Genomic DNA, 24,124 nt, shown 5'->3' on the forward strand with positions numbered 1-24,124 from the left:
TTCCGCTCCCGCAATTCAGAGTGATGCAGTCATCTGCACGCGCGGACCATACTCGAAGAGACCGAGCGCGGATTCGACCTCGACGAGCTTCCGGAGCAGCGGAGTGTCCGGATCGCTCGCGACGAAACCACAGGAGCTGTAGAAGGGGGCATTCCAGGGCACATCCACATACGTGCGGAGCGTGATCTCTGCGTACCCGCGGTTCCGTGCCTCCGTGAGAGCAGCCTCGACGAGCTCACGACCGATTCCCCGGCGCCCGTATGACGGAAGCACGGAAAGCTGTTCGAGGTGCGCATGACCATCGATCTCCAGCACGTGGGCGAACCCGACGACAGGGGGCTCGACTGCTGTGTCGTCGGTGTGCTCGGCGACCAGCACGAACCCCGGCGACGACGTGCGTTCGACCGCGGGCGTAGGGGGAGGCCAGTCGACCGCGCCGAAACGGTCGACCAGCAGCGCATCCGCGGCGATCTCGATGCGTTCGGTGGCGGTGTCGTCGTCAGGGGTGGCCGGACGGATGACGATCTCCATGTTCAAGCAGCCAGGATCAGTTGGCCGAGGTCAGTCGGCCACGGCGGCGATGGCCTCGATCTCCACGAGCTGGTGGTCGTATCCGAGCACCGTGACGCCGAGGAGGGTGCTGGGGACGTCGTGCGCGCCGAAGGCGGCGTGGACCACATCCCAGGCGGTGACGAGGTCAGCCTGGGACGAGGAAGCTACCAGTACTCGTGTGCTGATGACATCGGTGAGGGACGCGCCGGCGACGTCGAGCGCTTCCTCGAGGGTCTCCACGCACCTGGCTGCTTGTGCCGCGTAATCGCCGGGCGCGGCGGTCGAGCCGTCGTCGTTGAGCGGACACGCGCCCGCAAGGAAGATGAGACGTGATCCGGACGGGGCTGTCGCGGCGTAGGCATAGGGAGCATCGGCGAGGGAAGTGGCCCGGATCAGTTGGACGGCGGAAGACATGGTTCGATCCTCTCATTCGGCAACAACGATGAAGGCCCCGTCCGCGTGGACGAGGCCTTCATCAGTGGGGGAGCGGCGACTACTCGCCGTCCTCCGACTTCTTGCGGGGCTTCTTCACCGGCTCGGTCGCGATGACCGTGCTGGGGGTGTTGGGCGTCTCGTCGACGTGCGTCTCGTCGACCGTGAGCGGGGCGTCGGGGAATCCTGCACGCTCATGCGCGCCCTGGATCTCCGCAGCCTCGGTCTCGTCGTTCTGAGCCGTGACGTGGTGCTGGTGAGCATCCGCGGCCTCGACCTCCGCCTGGGTGAGCGGCGCCAGACGGTCCTCGAAGAACCAGCGCGAGATCGAAGAACGGAGGTTCTCCGTCCACGGGATGCGACCCTTCGCGTTCGGACGCACCACGAGCGGCTCGTAGGTGTCGACGTCGATGAGCTTCCAGCGGTCGTACTTGTCGACGGGCTGGTGCACCTCGATGAACTCGCCGCCGGGGAGGCGGACGATACGGCCCGACTCGTAACCGTGCAACACGATCTCGCGGTCCTTCTTCTGCAGCGCGATGCAGATGCGCTTGGTGATGAAGTAGCCGAGGATAGGTCCGAGGAAGAGCAGCGCCTGCAGCGTGTGGATGACGCCTTCCATCGTGAGCATGAAGTGCGTCGCGATGAGGTCGGACGATGCAGCGGCCCACAGTACGGCGTAGAAGACCACACCGGCGACACCGATCGCGGTGCGGGTCGCGGCGTTGCGCGGACGCTGCGCGATGTGGTGCTCGCGCTTGTCGCCGGTGACCCACGCCTCGATGAAGGGGTAGATCGCCACGGCCACGATGAACAGACCGAGGACCAGAACCGGCGCGATGATTCCGAAGGACCAGGTGTGGTTCAAGAAGACGATGTCCCAGTTCGACGGAGCGAGACGCAGGGCGCCATCCGCGAAGCCGATGTACCAGTCCGGCTGCGTGCCGGCGGAGACGGGGGAGGGGTCGTACGGGCCGTAGTTCCAGATCGGGTTGATCTGGAAGAAGGTCGCGATCAACACGATGGTGCCGAAGACGATGAACAGGTAGCCGCCCATCTTGGACATGTAGACCGGCATCATCGGGTAGCCCACGACGTTGTCGTTCGTGCGGCCGGGGCCGGCGAACTGCGTGTGCTTGTTGATGATCATCAGCATGAGGTGCACGACGATCAGCGCGATCACCAGCATCGGCAGCAGCAGGATGTGCAGCGTGTAGAGGCGGCCGACGATGTCGGTGCCCGGGAACTCTCCGCCGAACAGGAGGAAGGAGGTCCACGTGCCGATCAGGGGGAGGCCCTTGATCATTCCGTCGATGATGCGGAGACCGTTACCCGAGAGCAGGTCGTCGGGCAGCGAGTAGCCGGTGAAGCCCTCGGCCATCGCGAGGATGAAGAGGATGAAACCGATCACCCAGTTCAGCTCGCGCGGCTTGCGGAACGCACCGGTGAAGAACACGCGGAGCATGTGCACGCCGATGCCGGCGATGAACACCAGAGCCGCCCAGTGGTGGATCTGGCGGACCAGAAGGCCACCGCGCAGGTCGAAGGAGATGTGCAGTGACGACTCGAGAGCCGCGGACATCTCGATTCCACGCATCGGCGCGTAGGCGCCGGTGTAGTGGGTCTCGACCATCGACGCCTGGAAGAAGAACGTCAGGAAGGTTCCGGAGAGGAACACGACGACGAAGCTCCACAGGGCGATCTCGCCGAGCATGAACGACCAGTGGTCGGGGAAGATCTTGCGTCCCAGCTCCTTGACGAAGCCGGAGAGGCTGGTGCGCTCATCGATGTAGTTCGACGCGGCACCGACGAAGCGACCGCCGAGGGGCGCCTTGGTGTCCTTGTCCTCTTTGGACAGCGTTGCGGTGCTCAATGGCGCTCCCAGAAGCTCGGGCCGACGGGTTCCGTGAAGTCGCTGCGTGCGACCAGGTAGCCCTCGTCATCGACGGTGATGGGCAGCTGCGGCAGCGGACGTGCCGCCGGGCCGAAGATGACCTTTGCGTGGTCCGTGACGTCGAACTGCGACTGGTGGCACGGGCACAGCAGGTGATGTGTCTGCTGCTCGTACAGTGCCACAGGGCAGCCGACGTGCGTGCAGACCTTGGAGTAGGCGACGATGCCGTCGTACGACCAGTCCTTGCGGTCCTCGGCCTCGATCAGCTGCTCGGGACGCAGGCGCATCATCAGCACGATGGCCTTGGCCTTCTCCTCGAGGTAACCGTCGCTGTGGCTGAGGGTGGCGAGCTCTTCCGGGATCACGTGGAAAGCGGAGCCGAGCGTGACGTCGGCCGCGCGGATCGGTGTGCCGTCGGGGTCGCGCACCAGGCGTGCTCCCTCTTCCCACATGGTGTGCTTGAGAAGCACGACCGGATCTCCCGCAGTGGGGTCATCCGGTGTGGAGTGCGGAGCCAGTCCGCGGAAGAGCGTCACGCCAGGGATGATCGAGGCGACGATCGCGGCGAACAGCGAGTTGCGGATCATGGTGCGACGGCCGAAACCGGACTCCTCGTTCGCGTCCGAGAAGGCCTTGATGGCCGCCTCACGCGTGGAGTCCTTGCCGCGGGTCGGGTGGCGGTGCTCGATGAACTCCTTGTCGGACATGAGCGCCTTGGACCAGTGGATCGCACCGATGCCGAGGGCCAGCAGCGCGAGAGCGATGCCGAGACCGATGAAGAGGTTGTTCTGACGGATGTCGATGAGCGCGCCGCTCTCGATCGGGAACAGCATGTAGGCGGCGACCGCCCAGATGCTCCCGGCGAGCGAGAGGTAGAACAGCGTGTAGACAGTGCGGACAGCGGCCTTCTCTGCGCGCGGGTCCTTGTCGGTCATCCGCTCGCGGTGCGGCGGAAGCCCGGGGTTCTGCACGGGATCGCTGACTGCGACACCCAGCCCTGGAGAGGGCTGGTAGGCCCTGTCAAGAGCCTGCGAGTCGTCGTCGTGTGCCATGGTGCTCCTCGTACGTTCCTCTTCGATGATTAAGCGTCAGTTGGACTTCGCCGTGATCCACACGGTGACGGCGACGAGCGCGCCGATACCGAAGATCCACACGAACAGGCCCTCGGAGACCGGTCCGAGCGAGCCGAGCGAGAATCCACCGATCTGCACGGACTGCTGCTGGAAGAGCAGTGCCGAGATGATGTCGCGCTTGTCCTCGTCGGACAGGTTCATGTCGCCGAAGACCGGCATGTTCTGCGGGCCGGTGACCATTGCCGCGTACATGTGCAGTGCGCTGGTCTCGCCGAGACCGGGAGCGTACTTGCCCTCGGTGAGCGCTCCACCGGCTGCGGCCACGTTGTGGCACATCGCGCAGTTGACGCGGAAGAGCTCCGCACCGTTGGAGACATCGCCCTTGCCGTCGAGGATGTGGTCCGACGGGAACGTCGGGCCAGGAGCCTCGGACTGGACGAAGGCGGCCATGGCGAGGATCTGGTCCTCGGTGAACTGCGGTGCCTTCTGCGGAGCCTGCGGGCCCTGCATCTGCAGCGGCATGCGGCCGGTCGACAGCTGGAATTCGGTGGCCAGCTCACCCACGCCGTACAGGCTGGGGCCGTTGGCGGTTCCCTGCAGGTCGAGACCGTGGCAGGTGGCGCAGTTGGCGGTGAACAGCTTCTTGCCGTCTTCCACCGTCAGCTGCGAGGTCGCAGCCGACTGGGTGTCGGTCGCGGCGAACGCGGCGGTCGCTCCGGCGTACACAGCGCCGGTGATCATGAGGCCTGCTCCGATGAGCGCGGCCGCCGCCAAAGGGCTGCGACGACCGCTGGAACGGCGCTTCTTCTCTCGTGCCATCTCGGGGATCAGCTCCGCTCTTATTTCAGGAAGTAGATAACGAGGAACAGCACGATCCAGACGACGTCGACGAAGTGCCAGTAGTAGGACACCACGATCGAGGAGGTCGCCTCCTTGTGCCGGAAGTTCTTGACCGCGTAGGCGCGGCCGATGACGAGCAGGAACGCGACCAGGCCACCCGTGACGTGCAGGGCGTGGAAGCCCGTGGTCAGGTAGAACGCGGAGGCGTACGAGTCGGCGCTGATCGGCATGCCTTCAGCCACCAGCTGCGCGTACTCCCAGACCTGGCCGGAGACGAAGATGGCGCCGAGGGCGAAGGTGAGGAAGAACCACTCGACCATTCCCCAGCCGAACAGACGACGGCGGCCGGCGCCGTTCTTCTGTCCCTTGCCGATCTTGTAGGGCTGCAGGTCTTCTGCCGCGAACACGCCCATCTGGCACGTGAACGAGGAGAGCACCAGGATCGCAGTGTTCACTGCGGCGAACGGGACGTTCAGCAGCTCGGTCCGGTCCGCCCACAGCTCCGGAGAGGTGCTGCGGAGGGTGAAGTAGATCGCGAAGAGTCCCGCGAAGAACATCACCTCGCTGCCGAGCCACACAATGGTGCCGACAGCTACCGGGTTGGGCCGCTTAATCGTTCTCGCCGCCGGGGCATACGTCGCTGAGGTCGTCACCCCTCCATTATGGCCGATCCGCGGGCGTGATTCTTGCACCTGCGGGCCCAGGATTGCCTGAGTTCGACTTAGGGGACCCTAAGAAAACACTGCGAATAGCCGGTGAATCCGCGGGAAACAAGGGATGGGCGCTGATCGCACGTCCGCCCGGAAGCATCTGCATGTTTTCTCCGCGCCGATAGGATCGCACACATGGCTGATTCCCTGACCTGGTCCGACGTGCTCACCTCTCTGTTGGAGCGCCGCGATCTCAGTGTGTGGGAGTCGACGTGGGCGATGCGCCAGATCATGCAAGGGAGTGTCACCGAGGCTCAGCTCGCCGGCTTCCTGGTCGCACTTCGGGCGAAGGGGGAGACGATCGACGAGATCGTCGGATTCCGTGACGCGATCCTCGAGGCCGCGGTGCCTCTTCCCGTCTCTCCTGACGTGCTGGACATCGTCGGTACCGGCGGCGATCGCGTCGGTACGGTGAACGTCTCGACCACCGCGGCGATCATCATCGGCGCCACCGGAGTGCCGGTGGTCAAGCACGGCAACCGTGCCGCGAGCTCGGCGTCCGGCTCCTCCGACGTGCTCGGAGCTCTCGGTCTCGAGCTGTCGCTCGATCCGTCGTCGGTCTCCTCCATCCTCGATCGCACCGGGATCACGTTCGCCTGGGCGGGGGCCTTCCATCCCGGGTTCAGGCACGCCGGTTCCGTCCGCGCCGAGCTCGGCGTTCCCACGGTCTTCAACATGCTCGGACCGCTCTGCAACCCGGCCCGCGCGGAGGCCAATGCGGTGGGCGTCGCACAGATCGAGCGCGTTCCCCTCATCACCGGTGTGTTCCGAACGCGTGGCGCGACGGCGCTCGTCTTCCGAGGGGATGACGGGCTCGACGAGCTGACCACCACGGGGCACAGTCGCATCTGGGAGGTCACGCGCGGAGACATCCATGAGCACGATCTCGACCCGCGTGATCTAGGCATCCCGATCGCCGACCTCGCGGACCTGATCGGAGGGTCACCGCAGCACAACGCAGAGGTGCTCAGGCGAACCCTCGCGGGCGAGACGGGCGCGGTGCGGGACATCGTGCTCCTCAACGCCGCCGCGGGCATCGTCGCCTTCGAGCTCTCCCAGGACGCGACACAGGTGCAGCGACCGATCCTCGAACGCCTTCGTGAGGGATACGACAAGGCAGCGGCTGCGGTGGACGACGGCCGCGCCCTGGCCAAGCTCGACCAGTGGATCTCGGTGAGTCGCGAGCTGGCTGCACCGAAGGAGTGACCGTGGATCCCGTCGACGCGCTACTGGAGATCGCATCTCTGCTCGAGCGCGAGCGGGCCTCCCGGTATCGGGCGAAGGCGTTCCGGCAGGCGGCGGCGACGCTGCAGGACCTTCCCGAGGGCGTCCGCGCCGACCCCACGCGGCTGCGCGCGGCGAAGGGGATCGGGGAGTCGACGTTCGCGGTGATCCGGCAGGCTCAGGCCGGGGAGGTGCCGGAGTACCTGGTCGAACTGCGCGGCGATGTCGAGCCGGAGCGGGTATCCGTGCTCCGATCGAAGCTGCGCGGTGATCTCCATGCGCACACTGACTGGTCCGACGGCACCACGCCCATCCCGGTGATGGCCGCGGCAGCGCGTGCGCTCGGGCACGAGTATCAGGCGATCACCGATCACTCGCCGCGACTTCGCGTGGCACGTGGGCTTTCCGCCGAACGGCTGCGGGAGCAGATTCCCTTGGTGCGCAATGAGTCCGGTGAGGGCTTCACGCTTCTGGCCGGTATCGAGGTCGACATCCTCGAAGACGGCACTCTGGACCAGGAGGACTCTTTGCTCGGCGAGCTCGACATCGTCGTGGCGTCCGTGCATTCCAAGCTGCGCATGGACGCACGACCGATGACCGCGCGGATGATTGCCGCGGTGTCGCATCCGCGGGTGAACGTGCTCGGCCACTGCACCGGGCGATTGGTGCAAGGAGAGCGGGGGACCCGCCCGCAGTCGGTGTTCGATGCGACTGCGGTCTTCGCCGCGTGCGCCGAGAACGGCGTCGCCGTCGAGATCAACTCCCGCCCCGAGCGGCAGGATCCACCGGACGAACTGATCGCGATCGCCCTCGAGGCGGGATGCCTGTTCTCCATCGACTCGGATGCGCACGCACCAGGACAGCTCTCTCTGCTCGATCACGGCGCCGAGCGCGCAGAGCGTGCAGGCGTTCCCGCCTCGCGGATCGTCACGACGTGGGGGCTTTCCCGACTGCTCGCCTGGGCGGAGTAGACGCAGCGGCCCCGAGAACGATCAGGACGCGAGGGCGGCCTTCGACACAGCGGCGACCGCGCGCGTCATGGAGCCGCCGAGATTCCACTTCTCGGCCAGGGTGTTCGCCGCGTCGACCTCCGAGGGGTCGAGCACGTGGAGTGGAACGTCCGGCGCAGTGATGGGGAGGGACCTGGCCACCGCGACCACCGTCGGAGCCACGTCGAGGTAGGCGGTCGCTGCGAGGATCTTCGCGCGTACCCCGGCGCTCATGCCTTCTCCCGTCTCGGCAGCGGCGCGGATACCCTCGAGGTCGGAGTGCGCCTGCAGGAGCGTCGCGGCGGTCTTGTCTCCGACACCGGGGACGCCGGGGAGGCCGTCGGAGGAATCGCCGCGCATCGTGGCGAAGTCGGCGTACTGGGAGGGGAGTACCCCGTACTTCGCGACGACCGTCGCGTCGGTCACGACTTCGAGATTGCTCATGCCACGCGCGGTGTAGATCACACGCACATCGCGGGCATCGTCGACGAGCTGGAAGAGGTCGCGGTCGCCCGTGACGATGTCTACCGGCATCGTGGCGTCGGTGGCCAGGGTTCCGATGACGTCGTCGGCCTCATGGTCGGCGACACCGATGATGGGGATGCCGATCGCAGCGAGCGTCTCGCGGATGAGGGGGATCTGCGCTTCGAGCGGGTCGGGTACCTCTTCGACATCGGGCCCATTCGCGATGACCTCGACGACGCGGTGCGTCTTGTAGCTCGGGATGAGATCTACGCGCCACTGCGGCCGCCAGTCGTCGTCCCAGCAGGCGATGACGTGCGTGGGCTCGTAGAGCGTGACGAGCTTGGCGACGATGTCGAGCAGACCCCGCGCCGCGTTGATCGGAGAGCCGTCCGGCGCGGTCACCTTGTCGGGGACGCCGTAGAACGCACGGAAGTAGAGGCTGGCGGTGTCGAGCAGCATGAGGCGATCGGTCACGAGCACAGTCTGACACGGGTCTCCGACCCGGCACCGGCCCCCTGCGTCGGCGGCGTGGCCCACCAGCCGTGGATGAGACGATCCTGGGTGTCGTGACACACAGGAGTATGAATGCTCTCCCTCGAACGCTGTCCGCTGTGATCCTGGGCGGGGTGGTGCTCGCCGGAGTCCTGGCCGGCTGTGCAGCATCTGCGGGCACATCCCCGGCTCCGGAGTCGACATCCGGCCCCGACGCATCCGATGCCTCGTACGCGCCGCGGGCGGCGTGGCTTGATGCGACGTCGTTCGTGCTGAAGACGTGGGGCGACGCATGCTCACCGCAGATCGGCGACCTCGTGGCGGGGGAGCAGTCGCTGGAGATCGTGCTCGTCGCCGGGCCGGACCAGGCGTGCGCCGCTGTGCAGACGGCGCACGGCCTGTACCTCGGCCTCCCTGCCGGGTTCGACTCCTCCCGCCCTGTCGAGCTGACCGTGACCGAGGTCGGGGGAGAGAAGGCCGAGCTCACCCTGCCGGCACTCGCAACGGGGGAGATCATCCCAGCCGATCGGATGTCGCGGCAGACCCCGGCGGCGGCGTGGATAGACGCGCATGAGCTCGCGATCCTCACATGGGGCTCGTCCACCTGCGTGCCGGCCTCGGGAACGCTGGAAACCGTGAATGCGAAGGAAGGGATCATCCGACTGGAGCCGAGTGCGAACGAGGTGTGCACGATGGACCTGGTCCCGCAGATCACCTTCGTGCCTGCGGAAGGCATCGAGGACGACGCCGTCCTGACCCTCGAGGGCTTCGTCGATGCCGACGGTGCTGCGGCGGTCGTGACTGCCGTGCGATAGCGCGCCTGTCGGTCCGGCTCAGCACCCCGGTGCTGTCGGTCTCTGCTCGCAGGTGTGGGCCACGAGGGCGGTGTGCGCTTCGAAGATGCGTATCTCCCGAGCCGGACCAGGAATCGTGAGCTGCCCGGTCACCGGGAACCAGCCCCCGCCGAGATCGACCTCTGCGGTGTAGCGCACGGTGACGCGGGCCCGGTAGGTGCCGCGCTCGTCATAGGTGTGACTCGTCGTGGTGGGCGTGAACGGTGCCTGGCCGAGCGCTGACCAGGTCTGTCCGCCTGTGCTCGAGGTCGCGGAGGTGCCGTCGCCGTGCACGAACTCATACCCGACAGGCGTGAACCGCACGGTGAGAACCTTGCCGAACAGCGATCCTGAGCGAGTGTGCACCGCTGCTGCAGCGACGAAGTTCGTCGGCATGCCGGCGACGCCGAGGTTGTCGGGCTCTCCCACATTCGCCACGGGATCGGGCGCGAACTGTGCGAGGTCGTCGATGGTGATGGTCGGGGCGGCAGTCGCGTCCTGCGCGGGATCGGTCGGCGGCTCCTCATCGGACACCGCGCGGAAGCACCCGCGGGAGCTGTTCCAGTCGTCGAGGCAGGAATCGAAGTCGAACTCGTGCACGGGGAATCCGGGGCCGGAGGGGGAGGGCGGAGCGTCTCCTCGGGGCGAGCCGCTGTGGGGTGTACCGGAGGAGGGTTGCGTCTGGGTGCCAGTGGTCGTTACGTGGGTGCCGTCGGTTCCAGCAATAAAGTCCGAGAAACCCGGAGGTTTGTCGGTCTCGCTCAACTGAAAGAGAGCGACAACGAGGCCAATCACGGCTACGACGCGGGACACTGAACTTCTTCGTCTGAGACGGCCGAATCGACTAGCAGTGCGCCTGAGTCGGCGGTTAAGAAAGTGACGCTAAGCCCGTACACGTCGGGACGATCTGGTCTGACTGCTGAGGATCCGTCAGGGCGAACAATCTCAACTGCGCTCACGTCTAAGCAGACCGAGGCGGTTACCTCTGTCAACGGTTCATCGCTGTGCGCCCCGCTGAAGGAGAGCACTCGCGTGTCGCCTCTAACGACTTGTCCTTCTGCATGCATCGCCGAAAAATTCTCGCGATCTGCTCTCTCGACACTCCCGCTCGAAAGTTCAAAAAGCCTCTCAAACGTTGTCGGGTCTGAAGTGTCGATCTCGTTGAGAGCGAGGACATACTCGGTGAACGTCTCCTCGGCGGCGGCAAAGGCTTCTTCTTCCGAGGCGAACACTGCGGTCGGAGTGGGCGTCGGGGCTGGCGACGGCGTGCATCCGGCGAGGACCATGACGCCGAGAACCATCGTGAAGGCGCCGAAGCGGCGGGATGTGGCGGGAGCGGGAGTCGGCGAGATCACCCCGTCACGGTAGTCGGAAGCGCCACGAGCCCGCGGGAGTTATCCACAGTCGGTCGGTCCGCCGAATCCGACTCCTGCTGTATCAGAACTTCTGATAGCCTTAACCGTCACTCGTGGCGTGCATGCGCATGCCCTCGTGGCGAGAAAACCAAAATCCAACTGCTGTGAAGCATGCTGTCGGCCGTGCGCGGTCTTTGCCTCTCAGCCCGAGTCTCCATTCAACAAGGACAACCCACTACATGACTACCGCAACGACCGCCCCGGCCACCAAGCAGGTCGCCATCAACGACATCGGATCTGCTGAGGACTTCCTGGCCGCGGTCGAGAAGACCCTGAAGTTCTTCAACGACGGCGACATCATCGAAGGCACGATCGTCAAGATCGACCGCGATGAGGTCCTCCTCGATGTCGGCTACAAGACCGAGGGTGTCATCCCCTCGCGTGAGCTCTCGATCAAGCACGACGTCGACCCCAACGAGGTCGTCGCTGTCGGCGATCTGGTCGAGGCCCTCGTTCTCCAGAAGGAGGACAAGGAAGGCCGTCTGATCCTCTCCAAGAAGCGCGCACAGTACGAGCGTGCCTGGGGAGACGTCGAGAAGATCAAGGAGAACGACGGCGTCGTCACCGGTACGGTCATCGAGGTCGTCAAGGGTGGACTCATCGTCGACATCGGACTCCGCGGCTTCCTGCCGGCCTCGCTCATCGAGCTGCGCCGCGTCCGCGACCTCACGCCGTACCTCGGCCAGGAGATCGAGGCCAAGATCCTCGAGCTCGACAAGAACCGCAACAACGTCGTCCTGAGCCGCCGCGCGCTGCTCGAGCAGACGCAGTCGGAGTCGCGCACCACGTTCCTGAACAACCTGCACAAGGGTCAGGTCCGCAAGGGTGTCGTCTCGTCGATCGTCAACTTCGGTGCGTTCGTCGACCTGGGTGGCGTGGACGGCCTCGTGCACGTCTCCGAGCTGTCCTGGAAGCACATCGAGCACGCCTCCGAGGTCGTCGAGGTGGGCCAGGAGGTCACCGTCGAGATCCTCGAGGTCGACCTCGACCGCGAGCGCGTCTCCCTGTCGCTGAAGGCGACGCAGGAGGACCCGTGGCAGGTCTTCGCCCGTACCCACGCGATCGGTCAGGTCACGCCGGGTAAGGTCACCAAGCTCGTTCCGTTCGGTGCGTTCGTCCGCGTCGCAGACGGCATCGAGGGCCTCGTCCACATCTCCGAGCTCTCCAGCAAGCACGTCGAGCTGGCCGAGCAGGTCGTCTCCGTCGGCGAAGAGGTCTTCGTCAAGGTCATCGACATCGACCTCGAGCGTCGTCGCATCTCGCTGTCGCTGAAGCAGGCCAACGAGTCGGTCGACCCCAACGGCACCGAGTTCGACCCGGCCCTGTACGGCATGCTCGCCGAGTACGACGAGAACGGCGAGTACAAGTACCCGGAGGGCTTCGACGCCGAGACCGGTGCATGGAAGGAAGGCTTCGACGCCCAGCGCGAGGCATGGGAGCAGGAGTACGCTGCAGCCCAGGCTCGCTGGGAGGCGCACAAGGCTCAGGTCGTCAAGGCGGCCGAGGCCGAGGCTGCGGCCGGCGAAGACTTCGGCGGCCAGTCCTTCACGAGCGAGGCTGCCGGCGCCGGCACCCTCGCCGACGACGAGGCTCTCGCCGCTCTGCGCGAGAAGCTCTCGGGCGGCAACGCTTAAGCAGCATTCTGAAACGGGTCGTCACCTCGCCTTCGGGCGGGTGTGGCGGCCCGTTTCGCATGTGCGGATTGCGGCTGCCCGCCCGTGACGCAACATTACGACCGCATTCGTAACAGGCCACGCGCTCGGCCAGCATGGGCATATGACCACCCTGCTGCCGGCGCCGCATACGACCGATGCCTCTGCGGCGGCCGGTGCAGCGCAGGAAGTGCGGCTCGAAGGTGTAGAACGGTCCTTCCCTCTCGCGCGGGGACGCCGCGACGTCCTGCGCGGCGTGGACCTCGAGGTCTCCGCCGGAGAGATCGTCGCCGTCGTCGGGCCTTCCGGCTGCGGAAAGTCGACGCTCCTCCGTCTGGTCGGCGGTCTGGACTCCCCGACACGGGGTGCCATCCGCCTCGAGGACACACCCGTAGCGGCGGTCGACGACCGCACCGCCGTCGCCTTCCAGGAGCCACGACTGCTCCCGTGGCGCACGATCGCCCAGAACGTCGAACTGGGCCTGCCGCGCGGCACCGCGCGGCGCGCGGGACGCGATCGTGTGCGAGAACTTCTGCACCTGGTCGGCCTCGACGATGCCGCCGATCAGCGACCGCGAGAGGTATCCGGCGGGATGGCGCAGCGTGCATCCCTCGCCAGAGCCCTTGCCAGGAACCCCGGTGTCCTGCTGCTCGATGAGCCTTTCGGGGCGCTCGACGCGCTCACGCGCCTGCGGATGCACGATCTGCTGCTGAAGATCCACGCCGCAGAGCCGACCACCGTGCTCCTCGTGACGCACGATGTCGAGGAAGCGCTCTATCTCGCCGATCGCGTCCTGCTCCTGCGCACGCTGAGCGCGACCCGGCCTGACGAGTCATCCATCGCCCGCACGATCACCGTGCCAGGCGCCCGTCCCCGTGACCGCGCCGATCGTGGTCTCGCCGACCTGCGCGCCGAGCTCCTCGAGGGCCTCGGCGTAGACACCCACCACCGCACCGCCGAGGAGACCCGATGAGCATCACCACCCGCCGAATCATCCCTGCGATCGCCATTGCGGGGACGATGATGCTCGTCGCCACCGGCTGCGTCGCCGGAGAGAACGCTGCTGCCACCGACGCGAAGCCCACATCCGGCACGACCGAATGGTCGTCCGACACGCTGTCGATCGATTTCGCGACATACAACCCGTTGAGCCTGGTGATCCGCGACCAGGGCATCCTGGAGGACATCCTCGGAGATGACGTCACCGTGGAGTGGGTACAGTCCGCCGGCTCGAACAAGGCGAACGAACTGCTGCGGTCCGGTTCGGTCGACGTCGGCTCGACGGCCGGCTCCGCAGCGCTCCTGGCCCGAGCGAACGGCTCGCCCATCCAGGTCATCGACATCTTCTCGCAGCCCGAGTGGGCCGCGATCGTCGTCGGACCGGACAGCGACATCACGTCGATCGAAGACCTCACGGGCAAGTCCGTCGCCGCGACCAAGGGGACCGATCCGTACTTCTTCCTGCTCCAGGCTCTCGAAGAGGGGGGCCTGTCGCTGTCGGACGTCGAGGTGCAGAACCTTCAGCACGCGGACGGTCGTGCCGCCCTCGACGGCGGTTCGGTCGATGCGTGGTCCGGCCTCGACCCGATCATGGCAGCCGCCGAGGCGGAGTCGGGCGACAAGCTCGTCTACCGCAACGTCGACTTCAACACGTACGGGTTCCTGAACGCGACCGAGGACTTCATCACGAACCACCCCGACCTCGCGCAAGCGGTCGTGGATGCGTACGAGAAGGCACGAGAGTGGGCGCTGGCGAACCCCGACGAGACGGCAGCGCTCCTCGCCGAGGTGGCAGGCATCGACATCGGCGTCGCCACCACCGTGATCCAGGAGCGTTCGAACCTCGACGTGAGCGGCATCCCGGGTGACGATCAGATCGGCGTCCTGGAGAAGATCGCGCCCGTGCTCGTCGAGTCCGGCGACGTGCAGGGCGGCAAGGAGTCGGTCGACAAGGCACTGTCCTCGATCGTGAACGCGACGTTCGCCGAGAAGGCGGTCGGCGGCGAGTGAGCGAACTCGACCAGCGCGTGCTCGTGCCCGCGGACTCGCGGGACGCGCTCGACTTCGCCAAGGGCGAGCTCCGACGTCCGAACCGCGGCGCACGACGATCCTGGGACCGCCCCGTCGTGCGGATCGTGGCAGGGCTGCTGCTCCCGGCGATCATCCTGATCGTCTGGCAGGTGGTGACGACGAACGGACTCGTCCCGCCCTACCGTCTGCCCACACCCGTCTCGGTCCTCCAGGCAGGCATCGAGCTGGCCGAGACCGGGCAGCTCTGGACGCACATCGCCATCTCGGTGCAGCGCGTACTGCTCGGATTCGCGATCGGCTCGGTGATCGGACTCGCCGCGGCCGGTGTGGTGGGCCTGTCACGGCTCGGGGACGTGCTGCTGAGCCCGACGCTCGCCGCCGTGAGGGCTGTGCCCTCGTTGGCCTGGGTGCCGCTGCTCATCCTCTGGATGCAGATCGGTGAGGAGTCGAAGGTCACGCTGATCGCGATCGGAGCGTTCTTCCCCGTCTACACGACCGTCGCCTCGGCGCTCCGACACGTGGATCCGCAGCTCGTCGAGGCCGGGCGCTCGTTCAGCCTGCGCGGATGGTCACTGTTCCGCATCGTGCAGCTGCCCGCGGTCGTACCGTCCGTCGTGTCCGGGCTCCGCCTCGCGCTCGCACAGGCGTGGCTGTTCCTGGTGGCCGCAGAGCTCATCGCTTCCTCGATGGGCCTCGGCTTCCTGCTGACCGACTCCCAGAACAGTGGCCGTGTCGATCGGATCCTGCTCTCGATCGTGCTGCTGGCACTGCTCGGTACGGTGACCAACGGAGTCCTCGCTCTGGCAGAGAAGTACCTGCTGCGACGGTGGGTGTGAGCGTGACCGAGGCCCGGCTGCAGGAGACACGCGTCTACGCGCCGTCGAACGACTTCCCGGAGGCGAACGTCTCCGGTGAGGCCTATGCGCGCGCGGCAGCGGATCCCGTCGCGTTCTGGGAGGACGCCGCTCGACGCCTCGACTGGGCGAAGCCGTGGGACACCGCGCACGAGTGGGAGCCTCCGATCGGAGATGCGGTTCCCGCCGCGCGCTGGTTCGTCGGAGGGCGGATCAACGTGGCCGTCAACTGCGTGGACCGGCACGTCGATGCCGGTCGGGGAGCCGAGGTGGCGCTGTACTTCGAAGGGGAGCCGGGCGACCGCATCGCGGTGACGTACTCCGATCTGCAGCAGCGGGTCGCACGCGCCGCGAATGCTCTCGTGGCGCTCGGCATCGAGCCGGGTGATCGTGTGGTGATCTACCTGCCCGTGCTCGTGGAGACGATCGTCATCACGCTCGCCTGTGCCCGGATCGGAGCCGTGCACTCCCTGGTGTTCGGGGGATTCTCCGCGGAGGCCGTGCGCTTCCGCCTCGAGGACACCGGAGCGAAGCTGCTGGTGACGAGCGACGGACAGTTCCGACGCGGCACCGCCACCGAGGTGAAGTCGACGGCCGATGCGGCGGCCGCGGACCTCCCCGACCTCGAGCATGTGCTCGTGCTCCGACGCACGGGCCAGCAGGTGCCGTGGACCGAAGGTCGGGACGTCTGGTGGCACGAGGCGGTCGACACGGCATCGCCGGCGCACGACGCCCCGGCGTTCGATGCCGAGCATCCTCTCTTCATCATCTACACGTCCGGCACCACCGGGAAGCCGAAGGGACTCGTCCACACGTCGGGCGGATACCTCACGCAGGCGAGCTGGGCGCACTGGGCGCATTTCGACGCGAAGCCCGACGACGTGCACTGGTGCACGGCCGATCTGGCCTGGGTGACCGCGCACACCTACGAGATCTACGGTCCGCTGTCGAACGGGCTGACCCAGGTCATCTACGAAGGCACGCCGGACTCGCCGCACCGGGAGCGGCACCTCGAGATCATCGAGCGCTACGGCGTGACCGTCTACTACACGGCGCCCACGCTGATCCGTACCTTCATGACCTGGTTCGGCGCCGATCTCCCTGGGGGCCACGACCTCTCGACGCTCCGTCTGCTCGGTACGGTGGGCGAGGCGATCAATCCCGAGGCGTGGGTATGGTTCCGGAAGAACTTCGGCCGGGATGCGCTGCCGGTGATCGACACCTGGTGGCAGTCCGAGACCGGTGCCGCGATGATCGCCCCGCTGCCGGGCGTCACGCGCCTCAAGCCGGGCTCGGCCTCGGTGCCGCTCCCGGGGATCGATGCCGCGGTGGTCGATGCCGAGGGGCATCCGGTCGAACCGGGACGTTCGGGGACGCTCGTCGTGCGCCGACCCTGGCCGGGCATGGCCCGCACCGTCTGGGGTGATCCGGAGCGCTATCGCGACTCGTACTGGTCGGCCTACGCCGGTCGGGGAGAGTTCGGCGGCTTCTACGTCGCCGGCGACGGGGCGACCGTCGACATCGACGGGTACATCTGGATCCTCGGGCGACTCGATGACGTCGTCAACGTCTCGGGTCACCGACTCTCCACCATCGAGATCGAGTCGGCCCTCGTCGCTCACGACACCGTCGGCGAAGCCGGTTCAGCCGGGGTCTCCGATCCCGTCACCGGCCAGGCCGTCGTCGCGTTCGTGACGGCTTCGGGCCGGGCCGAGGTGACGCCGGCCGACCTCCGCGCTCAGGTCGCGCGGTCGATCGGCCCCGTCGCCAAGCCGAAGCACATCGTCGTGGTCCCCGACCTGCCCAAGACCCGGTCGGGCAAGATCATGCGCCGGCTCCTGGCGCAGCTCTGGGAGGCTGAGCAGGCACGAAGGCAGGGTCGCGAGGCCCTGCAGCTCGGTGACACGACGTCGTTGCAGAATCCCTGGGCCGTCGCGGACATCGCCGACGTGCTCTCCACAGCGGAACTGCGCTCTTGAACTCCGCTTCTGAATCGAGGACATCATGACCGAAGAACACCGCTTCGGATTCCGCACCAGAGCCCTCCATGCGGGGGGAACGCCGGATGCCACCACCGGGGCCAGGGCGGTGCCGATCTACCAGACCACCTCGTTCGTCTTCGACGACGCCGCGGATGCCGGCAACCTGTTCGCCCTGCAGAAGTACGGCAACATCTACTCGCGTATCGGAAACCCGACGGTCGCGGCTCTCGAGGAGCGCCTCGCATCGCTGGAGGGTGGAATCGGCGCCGTTGCGACGGCTTCCGGGATGAGCGCGGAGTTCATCACGTTCGCGGCCCTGGTCGGAGCAGGCGATCATGTCGTCGCCGCCGCCCAGCTCTACGGTGGCACGGTCACGCAGCTCGACGTCACGCTGCGTCGCTTCGGAGTCGAGACCACGTTCGTCGCCTCGACCGATCCCGAGGACTTCGCCGCCGCGATCCGTCCGGAGACGAAGGTGGTCTACGTCGAGATGATCGGCAACCCCTCCGGGGAGATCGCCGACATCGAAGGGCTCGCCGAGATCGCCCACGCGGCCGGTGTCCCGCTCGTGGTCGACGCGACGCTCGCCACGCCCTACCTCGCCCGTCCGCTCGAGCACGGCGCCGACATCGTCATCCACTCCGTGACGAAGTTCCTCGGAGGACACGGCACCACCCTCGGCGGCGTCGTCATCGAGAAGGGCGCTTTCGACTGGGGCAACGGCAAGTTCCCGCAGATGACCGAACCCGTCGAGTCGTACGGCGGCATCAAGTGGTGGGACAACTTCGGCGAGTACGGCTTCCTCACCAAGCTCCGTTCCGAGCAACTGCGGGACATCGGCCCCGCGCTCAGCCCGCAGTCGGCGTTCAACCTCCTCCAGGGGATCGAGACCCTTCCACAGCGCATAGACGCCCACCTCGCGAACGCCCGCGTCGTCGCGGACTGGCTCGCCTCGGACCCTCGTGTGGCCTACGTCACCTGGGCCGGGCTCGAAGGACACCCGCACCACGCACGCGCAGCCAAGTACCTGCCTCTCGGTCCCGGCTCGGTCTTCGCGTTCGGGGTCGCGGCGCCGGACGGTCGCGCGGCGGGGGAGACCCTGATCGAGAATCTGCAACTGGCCTCGCACCTCGCGAACATCGGCGACGCGCGCACGCTCGTGATCCATCCGGCCTCGACGACGCACCGGCAGCTCACAGAGGATCAGCTGGTCGCCGCGGGCGTGCGTCCCGACCTCATCCGCATCTCAGTCGGTCTGGAAGACGCCGACGACATCATCTGGGACCTCGACCAGGCCCTCACCACGGCGACGGGAGCGAACCGATGAGCACGACGAGTTCGGGCGATGCCTGCGCGCTGCCGGCTGTGACCGATGCGGCGACGTGTGCACTGCCCGGTGGGACTCCCGTCGCGGTCGCGGTGCCGGGGCGCACCTGGAGCGGACCGAACCAGCAGGAGCGATTCGGCCTGCTGCGACGCGCGAGGTCGATCGCGATCGTCGGGGCGTCGAACAACCCCGCCCGCGCGTCCTACTTCGTCGCGACCTACCTGCTCTCCAGCACGAACTACGACGTCTACCTGGTGAACCCGCGGGAGACCGAGATCCTCGGGCAGCCCGTCTACGCGACCCTGAGCGATCTGCCCGTCGTCCCCGACATCGTCGACGTGTTCCGACGCCACGACGACCTCCCCGGCGTGGCACAGGAGGCCATCGACGCGGGCGCGCAGACGCTGTGGCTGCAGCTGGGCTCGTGGAACGAGGATGCCGCGGCGATCGCCGAGGGCGCGGGACTGTCCGTGGTGATGGACCGTTGCATCAAGATCGAGCACGCGCGGTTCCATGGCGGACTCCACCTGGCCGGCTTCGATACCGGTGTGATCAGCTCCCGTCGCCAGTTGCGCGCGAGATGAGTCGCGTCGGGGCGAAGCCTAGACTGACCGCATGCCTCTCATCGCACTCACCGGCGGTATCGCTTCCGGGAAGTCGACCATCGCCCGCCGCCTGGCCGAGCACGGTGCCGTCATCGTCGACGCCGATCAGATCGTTCGCGATGTGCAGTCTCCCGGTTCGCCGGTGCTCGTCAGGATCGCCGAGACCTTCGGCGACGACGTCATCTCCTCGGACGGCTCCCTCGACAGGGCGGCGCTCGGTGCGAAGGTGTTCGGCGATGCGGGTCTCCTCGCGCAGCTCAACGCGATCGTCCACCCCGCGGTCCGTGAGGAATCCCAGCGGCGCTTCGATGCGGCCGTCCGCGGCGACGCGGATGCCGTGGTCGTCTACGACGTGCCGCTCTTGGTCGAGGCGAGGGTAGACGATCCCTGGGATCTCATCGTCGTCGCGCACGCGCCGGCTGACGTGCGCCGCGAGCGTCTCGTCGAGCTGCGCGGCATGGGTGAGGGTGCAGCGCAGGAGCGTATCGACGCCCAGGTATCCGACGACCGCCGTCTCGCGATCGCCGACGTCGTGATCGATACGTCGGGCACCGTGGAGAGCACGATCGAGCAGGCCGACGCCCTCTGGCAGCGGATCAGCTCACGGTGACGTTCGCGGGTCACACCCCGGGATCACGCGAGTACCGCCGGCTCCTCGTCGGTCTGTTCTTCGCCGGGGTCGCGACTTTCGCGCAGCTGTATTCGGCACAGGCCGTGCTGCCGCAGATCTCGGCCGAGCTCTCGGTCACGCCGGCGACGGCTGCGCTGAGTGTGTCGGCTGCCACGCTCGGCTTGGCGCTGGCCGTCATCCCCTGGTCGATGGTGGCCGATCGCATCGGTCGCGTGCCTGCCATGGCCACCGGGGTGCTCACCGCCACGGGACTCGGCCTCGTCGCTCCGCTGAGCGGAGAGATCGCCGCGCTGCTGGTCCTGCGATTCGCGGAGGGGATGGCGCTGGGGGCCGTACCCGCAGTGGCACTGGCCTATCTCAGCGAAGAGGTCGAAGTACGTCATACCGCCGCTGCCGCGGGGAGCTACATCGCCGGGACCACGGTCGGTGGACTGCTCGGGCGCATCGTCTCGGGGATCATCGGGGAAGTGGGAGGCTGGCGGACCGGCATCCTCTCGGTCGCTGTCATGTGCGGGCTCGCCGCCGTTCTTTTCCTCTGGCTCACACCCCGCGCCAGGGGATTCGTCCCCGGTCGTCTGCGCGCCGATCGAGGGCCCGGCATCCTGGCGAAGCTCCTGGCGCCTCTGCGTTCACCTCTGCAGTGGGCCCTGTACGCGCAGGGATTCCTGCTGATGGGTGCCTTCGTCGCGGTGTACAACTACCTCGGGTTCCATCTCTCGGCCGCACCGTTCCTCCTTCCCGCCTGGCTGGTCACCCTGCTGTTCCTGGCATACCTGGCTGGCACGGTGTCGTCGCCGTGGGCCGGGGCGCTCGCCTCGCGGGCCGGGCGATTCCCGGTCCTGCTCTCCTCGATCGGAGTGATGGCCGTGGGTGCCGCACTGCTGCTGCTTCCGGTGGCCGGCGTCGTCCTGGCCGGGCTCGTGCTGTTCACGGCGGGGTTCTTCGGCGCGCACGCCATCGCCTCGGGGTGGACGCCCGTCGCGGCGGACCCCGCCAGCAGGGCACAGGCATCCTCGCTGTACTACTTCGCCTACTACGCCGGGTCGAGTGTGTTCGGGTGGCTGCTCGGTCTCGTGTTCGGTGCGACGACCTGGGGCTGGTTCGTCGCCGTCATCGTCGCGATGTGCGGTGCTGCCGCGCTCGCGGCGGTCGCCGCTCTCCGTGGTGCCGAGAGCGGCCGCCCCGCCGTCTGAGAGGATCTCATCATGCAGCTGCAGTTCCTGGAAGCGTACGACCGTCAGCTCCGCACACATCCTGAGATCGCGGGGGCATCGAACGCGGTGGCGCACGGACCGCTCCTGATGGCGACGTTCCCCGGCGGACGCGGCTTCGTCACGTATGCCGAGCTCGGCGACGTGGATGCGGACGACGTCGCGCTGTTGGTCGACGCGGCGGCCGACCACTTCGCGGGGCGTCCGGAGGTGAGGTCGGTCGAGTGGAAGACCCGCGGTCACGATCGTGCCCCCGGCCTGCACGACGCTCTTGTCGCTCGCGACTTCGTGCCGGAGGAGCCGGAGTCCATCATGATCGGTGAGGCCCGCCCGCTCGCGCGGCACGTCGACGTTCCTGAGCACGTCACGATCAGGCGGAGCCGTAGTGATGCCGACGTGTTCGCGGCGGGTGAGATGCAGGGCCGCGTCTTCGATGACCCCGACTGGCGTTCGAGGTCGGAGGAGCTCGTCGTGCACCTGCGCGAAGACCCTTCGGCGGAGCTGTGGATCGCTGTCGTGGACGACGAGGTGATCAGCGCCGGGACGCTCGAGCCGGTGGCCGGCACCGAGTTCGCCGGTCTCTGGGGCGGTGCGACGCTCCCGGAGTGGCGAGGCCGCGGCATCTACCGCGCTCTCACGGCGGAGCGGGCGCGCTCGGCTCTCGCGCGTGGGGTCCGCTACCTCCACTCCGATTCCACTGAGTTCTCGCGCCCGATCCTGGAGCGGTCGGGACTGGTGAAGGTGTCGACGACAACGCCGTACGTGTGGACTCCCGTGCGAGGCTGATCCTGCGCGACGGCCTCGATGTCGGAGGGGCGGCATACCCTGGAGGTATGCAACCCACGCGCAGTGTCCGCCCCTTCGAGGTCATCAGCGAGTATGAGCCGGCCGGAGACCAGCCGAAGGCCATCGCCGATCTGGCGGCGCGCATCAATGCCGGTGAGACAGACGTGGTGCTTCTCGGCGCGACGGGTACCGGCAAGTCCGCCACGACGGCCTGGTTGGTCGAACAGGTCCAGCGTCCCACGCTCGTGCTCGCGCACAACAAGACCCTCGCCGCCCAGCTCGCGAACGAGTTCCGCGAGCTCATGCCCAACAACGCGGTCGAGTACTTCGTCTCGTACTACGACTACTACCAGCCGGAGGCGTACGTACCGCAGACCGACACCTTCATCGAGAAGGACTCCTCGATCAACTCCGAAGTCGAGCGACTGCGGCATTCGACGACCAACTCGCTGTTGAGCCGACGCGATGTCATCGTGGTCTCCACAGTGTCCTGCATCTACGGACTCGGGGCGCCGGAAGAGTATCTGCGGGCCATGGTCGCCCTCCAGGTGGGGGAGCGCTATGACCGCGATGCGCTCATCCGTCAGTTCATCGCCATGCAGTACAACCGCAACGATGTCGACTTCTCGCGGGGCAACTTCCGTGTGCGCGGAGACACCATCGAGATCATCCCCGTCTACGAAGAGCACGCCATCCGCATCGAGCTGTTCGGTGACGAGATCGAGGCGCTGTACTCGCTGCATCCGCTGACCGGCGAGGTCATCGAGAAGCTCGACGCCGTGCCGATCTTCCCGGCATCGCACTATGTGGCCGGTACCGACGTCATCCAGCGCTCCATCGGCACGATCGAACACGAGTTGGAAGAGCGCCTCGCCGAGTTCGAACGTCAGGGCAAGCTCCTCGAGGCGCAGCGTCTGCGCATGCGCACGACCTTCGACCTGGAGATGCTCCAGCAGCTGGGCTTCTGCTCCGGCATCGAGAACTACTCGCGTCACATGGACGGTCGCATGCCGGGCGAGCCTCCGCACACGCTGCTCGACTTCTTCCCCGACGACTTCCTGCTCGTGATCGACGAGTCGCACGTGACGGTGCCGCAGATCGGCGCGATGTACGAGGGCGACGCATCCCGCAAGCGGACGCTGGTCGACCACGGGTTCCGTCTTCCGAGCGCGATGGACAACCGTCCGCTGCGCTGGGACGAGTTCAAGAACCGCATCGGACAGACGGTGTACCTCTCGGCCACTCCCGGGAAGTACGAGATGGGGATCGCCGACGGCGTCGTCGAGCAGATCATCCGCCCGACCGGCCTCGTCGACCCGGAGATCGTGGTGAAGCCGTCGAAGGGGCAGATCGACGACCTGCTCGAGGAGATCCGCGTGCGGGTCGAGCGCGACGAGCGTGTGCTTGTCACGACTCTCACCAAGAAGATGGCCGAGGAGCTCACCGACTTCCTCGGCGAGCACGGTGTGCGTGTCCGCTACCTGCATTCCGATGTCGACACGCTGCGCCGCGTCGAGCTGCTCAGTGAGCTGCGCGCTGGCGTGTACGACGTTCTCGTGGGTATCAACCTCCTGCGCGAGGGCCTCGACCTTCCAGAGGTCTCCCTTGTGGCGATTCTCGACGCCGACAAGGAGGGGTTCCTGCGCTCGGGTACGTCTCTGATCCAGACCATCGGCCGTGCGGCACGAAACGTGTCCGGTGAAGTGCACATGTATGCCGACAAGATGACCGACTCCATGACGAAGGCGATCGAGGAGACCGACCGACGTCGGGAGAAGCAGGTCGCGTACAACAAGGAGAACGGCATCGATCCGCAGCCGCTCCGCAAGCGCATCGCTGACATCACCGAGGTGCTGGCCCGTGAAGGTGCAGACACGGCGGAGATGCTGTCGGGTCGTGGCCGCGCGACGGGCAAGGGCAAATCGCCGACGCCCAACCTGCGTCGTACCGGGATCGCCGCCGAGGGCGCGCAGCAGCTCGAGGCCACCATCCAGGATCTGTCCGACCAGATGCTCGCGGCTGCGGCGGAGCTCAAGTTCGAGCTCGCCGGGCGTCTGCGCGACGAGGTGCAGGATCTCAAGAAGGAACTCCGCGCCATGGAGCGCGCCGGACACGCGTAAGCGGGG

The 24,124-nt window shown here is 67.0% G+C and carries 23 protein-coding genes; 14 read left to right on the forward strand and 9 right to left on the reverse strand.

Annotation, left to right across the window (positions count from 1 at the left end):
- Positions 1-15: 15 nt before the first annotated feature.
- The 6 genes from MOX01_RS08710 to ctaE form a co-directional block, all read right to left on the reverse strand.
- Positions 16-531, reverse strand: a complete 516-nt coding sequence (locus MOX01_RS08710; protein WP_141369651.1) for a GNAT family N-acetyltransferase — start codon at positions 529-531, stop codon at positions 16-18.
- 30 nt (positions 532-561) lie between these two features.
- On the reverse strand, positions 562-966 hold the full coding sequence (locus MOX01_RS08715) for a RidA family protein (RefSeq protein ID WP_046749297.1): 405 nt from the start codon (positions 964-966) through the stop codon (positions 562-564).
- Positions 967-1,045: 79 nt separating this feature from the next.
- Positions 1,046-2,857 carry a cytochrome bc1 complex cytochrome b subunit gene (qcrB, locus tag MOX01_RS08720; protein WP_058632813.1) on the reverse strand — a complete coding sequence of 604 codons (1,812 nt, stop codon included), beginning with the start codon at positions 2,855-2,857 and terminating at the stop codon, positions 1,046-1,048.
- Positions 2,854-3,930: a cytochrome bc1 complex Rieske iron-sulfur subunit gene (qcrA, locus tag MOX01_RS08725; RefSeq protein ID WP_046749295.1), complete on the reverse strand. Its 1,077-nt coding sequence runs from the start codon at positions 3,928-3,930 to the stop codon at positions 2,854-2,856. Before qcrA ends, qcrB begins: the two co-directional genes overlap by 4 nt.
- A 36-nt stretch (positions 3,931-3,966) precedes the next feature.
- Positions 3,967-4,770, reverse strand: a complete 804-nt coding sequence (qcrC, locus tag MOX01_RS08730; protein ID WP_058632814.1) for a cytochrome bc1 complex diheme cytochrome c subunit — start codon at positions 4,768-4,770, stop codon at positions 3,967-3,969.
- Positions 4,771-4,790: 20 nt separating this feature from the next.
- The gene (gene ctaE / locus MOX01_RS08735) at positions 4,791-5,444 is read right to left on the reverse strand and encodes an aa3-type cytochrome oxidase subunit III (protein ID WP_031206006.1); all 654 of its coding nucleotides are present in this window, start codon (positions 5,442-5,444) and stop codon (positions 4,791-4,793) included.
- Positions 5,445-5,636: 192 nt separating this feature from the next.
- Between ctaE and trpD the strand changes: the two genes are divergently transcribed.
- Both trpD and MOX01_RS08745 read left to right on the forward strand, forming a co-directional pair.
- Positions 5,637-6,707 carry an anthranilate phosphoribosyltransferase gene (trpD, locus tag MOX01_RS08740; RefSeq protein WP_046749293.1) on the forward strand — a complete coding sequence of 357 codons (1,071 nt, stop codon included), beginning with the start codon at positions 5,637-5,639 and terminating at the stop codon, positions 6,705-6,707.
- Positions 6,708-6,709: 2 nt separating this feature from the next.
- On the forward strand, positions 6,710-7,696 hold the full coding sequence (locus MOX01_RS08745) for a PHP domain-containing protein (RefSeq protein WP_174799765.1): 987 nt from the start codon (positions 6,710-6,712) through the stop codon (positions 7,694-7,696).
- Positions 7,697-7,717: 21 nt separating this feature from the next.
- Here the strand turns inward: MOX01_RS08745 and MOX01_RS08750 are convergent, their stop codons facing one another.
- Positions 7,718-8,653, reverse strand: coding sequence for a 5'-3' exonuclease (locus tag MOX01_RS08750; RefSeq protein ID WP_058632820.1), 936 nt, complete (start codon positions 8,651-8,653; stop codon positions 7,718-7,720).
- Positions 8,654-8,760: 107 nt separating this feature from the next.
- On the opposite strand from MOX01_RS08750, the gene MOX01_RS08755 reads away from it, so the two are divergent.
- Positions 8,761-9,486 (forward strand): hypothetical protein, encoded by a 726-nt coding sequence (locus tag MOX01_RS08755; protein WP_141369295.1) that lies wholly within the window; start codon positions 8,761-8,763, stop codon positions 9,484-9,486.
- Positions 9,487-9,504: 18 nt separating this feature from the next.
- Here MOX01_RS08755 and MOX01_RS08760 read toward each other — a convergent pair whose 3' ends face one another.
- Complete coding sequence (locus MOX01_RS08760) at positions 9,505-10,104, reverse strand: hypothetical protein (protein ID WP_230977919.1); 600 nt, start codon at positions 10,102-10,104, stop codon at positions 9,505-9,507.
- 197 nt (positions 10,105-10,301) lie between these two features.
- Positions 10,302-10,859, reverse strand: coding sequence for a hypothetical protein (locus MOX01_RS08765; RefSeq protein WP_141369297.1), 558 nt, complete (start codon positions 10,857-10,859; stop codon positions 10,302-10,304).
- A gap of 239 nt (positions 10,860-11,098) precedes the next feature.
- On the opposite strand from MOX01_RS08765, the gene rpsA reads away from it, so the two are divergent.
- The 11 genes from rpsA (at position 11,099) to uvrB (ending at position 24,118) form a co-directional block, all read left to right on the forward strand.
- Positions 11,099-12,553, forward strand: a complete 1,455-nt coding sequence (rpsA, locus tag MOX01_RS08770; RefSeq protein WP_046749289.1) for a 30S ribosomal protein S1 — start codon at positions 11,099-11,101, stop codon at positions 12,551-12,553.
- Positions 12,554-12,695: 142 nt separating this feature from the next.
- Positions 12,696-13,544, forward strand: a complete 849-nt coding sequence (locus MOX01_RS08775) for an ABC transporter ATP-binding protein (protein ID WP_046749288.1) — start codon at positions 12,696-12,698, stop codon at positions 13,542-13,544.
- Positions 13,541-14,581 carry an aliphatic sulfonate ABC transporter substrate-binding protein gene (locus MOX01_RS08780; protein ID WP_141369298.1) on the forward strand — a complete coding sequence of 347 codons (1,041 nt, stop codon included), beginning with the start codon at positions 13,541-13,543 and terminating at the stop codon, positions 14,579-14,581. The genes MOX01_RS08775 and MOX01_RS08780 overlap by 4 nt, the downstream gene beginning before the upstream one ends.
- Positions 14,578-15,438 (forward strand): ABC transporter permease, encoded by an 861-nt coding sequence (locus tag MOX01_RS08785; protein ID WP_046749286.1) that lies wholly within the window; start codon positions 14,578-14,580, stop codon positions 15,436-15,438. The genes MOX01_RS08780 and MOX01_RS08785 overlap by 4 nt, the downstream gene beginning before the upstream one ends.
- Positions 15,435-17,435: an acetate--CoA ligase gene (gene acs / locus MOX01_RS08790; protein WP_371861850.1), complete on the forward strand. Its 2,001-nt coding sequence runs from the start codon at positions 15,435-15,437 to the stop codon at positions 17,433-17,435. Before MOX01_RS08785 ends, acs begins: the two co-directional genes overlap by 4 nt.
- A gap of 25 nt (positions 17,436-17,460) precedes the next feature.
- On the forward strand, positions 17,461-18,765 hold the full coding sequence (locus tag MOX01_RS08795; RefSeq protein ID WP_141369302.1) for an O-acetylhomoserine aminocarboxypropyltransferase/cysteine synthase family protein: 1,305 nt from the start codon (positions 17,461-17,463) through the stop codon (positions 18,763-18,765).
- Positions 18,762-19,349, forward strand: a complete 588-nt coding sequence (locus MOX01_RS08800; RefSeq protein ID WP_141369304.1) for a CoA-binding protein — start codon at positions 18,762-18,764, stop codon at positions 19,347-19,349. The genes MOX01_RS08795 and MOX01_RS08800 overlap by 4 nt, the downstream gene beginning before the upstream one ends.
- Positions 19,350-19,380: 31 nt before the next feature.
- Complete coding sequence (gene coaE, locus MOX01_RS08805; RefSeq protein ID WP_058632240.1) at positions 19,381-19,980, forward strand: dephospho-CoA kinase; 600 nt, start codon at positions 19,381-19,383, stop codon at positions 19,978-19,980.
- The gene (locus tag MOX01_RS08810) at positions 19,977-21,194 is read left to right on the forward strand and encodes an MFS transporter (protein ID WP_141369306.1); all 1,218 of its coding nucleotides are present in this window, start codon (positions 19,977-19,979) and stop codon (positions 21,192-21,194) included. The genes coaE and MOX01_RS08810 overlap by 4 nt, the downstream gene beginning before the upstream one ends.
- A 12-nt stretch (positions 21,195-21,206) precedes the next feature.
- Positions 21,207-21,998: a GNAT family N-acetyltransferase gene (locus tag MOX01_RS08815; protein WP_141369308.1), complete on the forward strand. Its 792-nt coding sequence runs from the start codon at positions 21,207-21,209 to the stop codon at positions 21,996-21,998.
- 47 nt (positions 21,999-22,045) lie between these two features.
- A complete protein-coding gene (gene uvrB, locus MOX01_RS08820; RefSeq protein ID WP_046749425.1) occupies positions 22,046-24,118 on the forward strand; it encodes an excinuclease ABC subunit UvrB in 2,073 nt (690 codons plus the stop codon).
- Positions 24,119-24,124: the final 6 nt, after the last annotated feature.

Source organism: Microbacterium oxydans, assembly GCF_006540085.1.
Taxonomy (GTDB): domain Bacteria; phylum Actinomycetota; class Actinomycetes; order Actinomycetales; family Microbacteriaceae; genus Microbacterium; species Microbacterium oxydans.

Coding starts and splice junctions, on each gene's coding strand:
- trpD (WP_046749293.1), top strand. CDS start 5,637: ATGGCTGATTCCCTGACCTGGTCCGACGTGCTCACCTCTCTGTTGGAG.
- MOX01_RS08710 (WP_141369651.1), bottom strand. CDS start 531: ATGGAGATCGTCATCCGTCCGGCCACCCCTGACGACGACACCGCCACC.
- qcrC (WP_058632814.1), bottom strand. CDS start 4,770: ATGGCACGAGAGAAGAAGCGCCGTTCCAGCGGTCGTCGCAGCCCTTTG.
- uvrB (WP_046749425.1), top strand. CDS start 22,046: ATGCAACCCACGCGCAGTGTCCGCCCCTTCGAGGTCATCAGCGAGTAT.
- MOX01_RS08715 (WP_046749297.1), bottom strand. CDS start 966: ATGTCTTCCGCCGTCCAACTGATCCGGGCCACTTCCCTCGCCGATGCT.
- qcrA (WP_046749295.1), bottom strand. CDS start 3,930: ATGGCACACGACGACGACTCGCAGGCTCTTGACAGGGCCTACCAGCCC.
- MOX01_RS08755 (WP_141369295.1), top strand. CDS start 8,761: ATGAATGCTCTCCCTCGAACGCTGTCCGCTGTGATCCTGGGCGGGGTG.
- MOX01_RS08780 (WP_141369298.1), top strand. CDS start 13,541: ATGAGCATCACCACCCGCCGAATCATCCCTGCGATCGCCATTGCGGGG.
- MOX01_RS08800 (WP_141369304.1), top strand. CDS start 18,762: ATGAGCACGACGAGTTCGGGCGATGCCTGCGCGCTGCCGGCTGTGACC.
- MOX01_RS08775 (WP_046749288.1), top strand. CDS start 12,696: ATGACCACCCTGCTGCCGGCGCCGCATACGACCGATGCCTCTGCGGCG.
- rpsA (WP_046749289.1), top strand. CDS start 11,099: ATGACTACCGCAACGACCGCCCCGGCCACCAAGCAGGTCGCCATCAAC.
- MOX01_RS08795 (WP_141369302.1), top strand. CDS start 17,461: ATGACCGAAGAACACCGCTTCGGATTCCGCACCAGAGCCCTCCATGCG.
- MOX01_RS08815 (WP_141369308.1), top strand. CDS start 21,207: ATGCAGCTGCAGTTCCTGGAAGCGTACGACCGTCAGCTCCGCACACAT.
- coaE (WP_058632240.1), top strand. CDS start 19,381: ATGCCTCTCATCGCACTCACCGGCGGTATCGCTTCCGGGAAGTCGACC.